The organism is bacterium, assembly GCA_030654305.1.
Taxonomy (GTDB): Bacteria; Krumholzibacteriota; Krumholzibacteriia; order LZORAL124-64-63; family LZORAL124-64-63; genus PNOJ01.
In genome coordinates this window covers 1-2330 of record JAURXS010000289.1, presented here as the reverse complement: position 1 = coordinate 2330, position 2330 = coordinate 1, and the positions used below count along the sequence as shown (strand labels likewise).

2 protein-coding genes are annotated in these 2330 nt (G+C 76.9%); both read right to left on the bottom strand.

Annotated elements, in window-relative coordinates; genetic code table 11:
- Nucleotides 1–1003: Mur ligase family protein (locus Q7W29_08270; protein MDO9171812.1), on the bottom strand; the 1003-nt coding region annotated here is incomplete at its 3' end.
- Nucleotides 993–2330 (bottom strand): UDP-N-acetylmuramoyl-L-alanyl-D-glutamate--2,6-diaminopimelate ligase (locus tag Q7W29_08265; protein ID MDO9171811.1); only part of this gene is annotated, 1338 nt, incomplete at its 5' end. The genes Q7W29_08270 and Q7W29_08265, both read right to left, overlap by 11 nt.

Here is a 2330-nt window from a genome sequence, read left to right as displayed (position 1 = left end):
CGCGCGCGGCGTCCGGAGCGCGGCCGGTCAGGGCCCGCGCGGCCAGCCACGCGGCGACGAGGTTGGCCCCGTTGTGCTCGCCCGGCAGCGGCACCGCCAGTTCGCGGCCGTCGAGCGTCACGACGCCCCCGCCCCCGGCGGGGTCAGCCCGCCACGACCAGCGGTGGTCCCCGGCGGCGCGCCCCCAGCTGATCACCGGGCACGGGCTGCGCTCCCGCCAGGCGTCGAAGCCGGGGCTGTCGGCGTTCAGGACCGCCGTCCCGTCCGGCGTCAGGTGGTCCAGCAGCGCGCCCTTGGTGCGGACGATCTCGGCCAGCGAGCCGAACCCCTCGAGGTGCGCTCCGGACGCGTTGGTGATCACCCCGACCTGGGGGGTGGCCAGGGCCGCCAGCCTGTCGATGTCTCCGGCGCGGGAGGCGCCCATCTCCACGACCGCCACGTCGTGGTCGCGTCGCAGGCCGAGCAGGGTCAGCGGCAGGCCGAGATCGTTGTTCAGGTTGCCCGCGGTCGCGTGGACGCGGGCGACGGCGCCGGCCAGCGCCGCCAGCAGGTCCTTGGTGGTCGTCTTGCCGTTGGTGCCGGTGACGGCGGCGATCCGCGCCGGGCAGAGCGAGCGCCAACGACCGGCCAGCACGGCCAGCGCGGCCTCGGGATCGCGGCTGAGCAGCACCGTCGCGCCCTCGGGCGCCGGTTCGGCGAAGAGCGGGTCGGGCGGCGCGCCGTCCCAGCGGCGGGTCAGCGCCGTCGCGACGCCGGCTCGCAGGGCGTCCGGGACGTGGCGGCGGCCGTCCGTCCGCTCGCCGGCCAAACCCACGAAGAGTTGCCCCGCCGCCGCGAGGCGCGAGTCGAGCGCCGCGCCGTGGAAATCCGCGACGGGCAGCCGGGCCGGGTCGATCACGAACGTCCAGGCGCCGTCGATCGCAACGCCAGCGCCGTCCCACAGGCGGGCGGCCACCAGGTCCGCCCCCGCCCGCCGCAGGTCGTAGCCGCGATCAGACGTCACGGGCCACCTCCGCGATCCAGTCCCGCACCAGCCGGCGGTCGTCGAGGTCGAGCCGCCGGTCGCCGACCAGCTGGTAGTCCTCGTGCCCCTTGCCCGCGATCACGACCGTGTCGCCGTCGCCCGCCTCGGCCAGGGCGCCGCGGATCGCCGCGGCGCGATCCGGTTCCAGGCGGCACGCGGTCGAGCGGCGGGAGGTCTCGGCCCGGAAGCCGGCGGCGATCTGGTCGCAGATGGCACCCGGCTCCTCGCTGCGCGGGTTGTCCGAGGTGATCCAGGTCGCGTCGGCCAGGCGCGCGGCGACGGCGCCCATCAGGGGCCGCTTGCCGCGGTCGCGGTCGCCGCCGCAGCCGAAGACGACCACGAGCCGGCGCGGCGCGAGCTCGCGGCAGGACTGCAGGACTGCGGCCAGGGCATCGGGCGTGTGCGCGTAGTCGACGACCGCCGTGGCGCCCGACGGCAGGTCGAAGCTCTCCATGCGGCCGGGCACCTGCTCGGCCGCGGCGAGGGCGTCGAGGCAGTCCGCAGGCGGGAAGCCGAGGGCGAGGCCCGCGGCCAGGGCGGCGGTCAGGTTCTCGACGTTGAATCGTCCGACCAGCCGGCTCTCCAGGTCGAGCCGCTCGCCGCGCCAGTCCAGTTGCAGGCGCGTCCCGCCGCGGCGCAGATCGGCGGCACGCACCGTGAGGTCGGCGGCGTGCACGGCGGGATCGGCCGACGCCCCCGGCCGGCGGCCCGCGGCATAGCGCACGACGCGCAGGTCACCGGTGTCCAGGCCGTCGAACGCCGGTTCGTCCGCGTTCAGCACGGCGACGCCGGTCGGCTTGCCGCGCCGTTCGCCGCGCAGCAGTTCGAGGATGCGCGTCTTGGCCCGCAGGTAGTCGCCGAGGTCGGCGTGGTAGTCGAGATGGTCCCGCGAGAAGTTGGTCATCACCGCGGCGTCCAGCGCGAGGTCGGCCGCGCGGCCCTGGTCCAGGGCGTGGGACGAGACCTCCAGGGCCACGGCCCGCCGGCCGTGCGCGCGCATCTCGGCCAACAGACCGAAGAGGGTGGGGCCGTCGGGGGTGGTCAGCGGCGCCGGGACGCGGCGCGCCCCGGTCTCGTAGAGGATGGTGCCGAGCAAGCCGCAGGGTCCCGCGCAGCGTTCGAGCAGCCGCCGCAGCAGGAAGGCCGTCGTGGTCTTGCCGTTGGTGCCGGTGACGCCGACCGCGCACAGCCCCGCGTCGGGCCGCCCGGCGATCTCGCGCGCCAGCCGCGCGGGCCAGGGGCGCGTCCCGACCACGCGCAGGACGGGCACGCCCGCCGGCGCCGGCGCGTCCGCCTCGATCAGGAC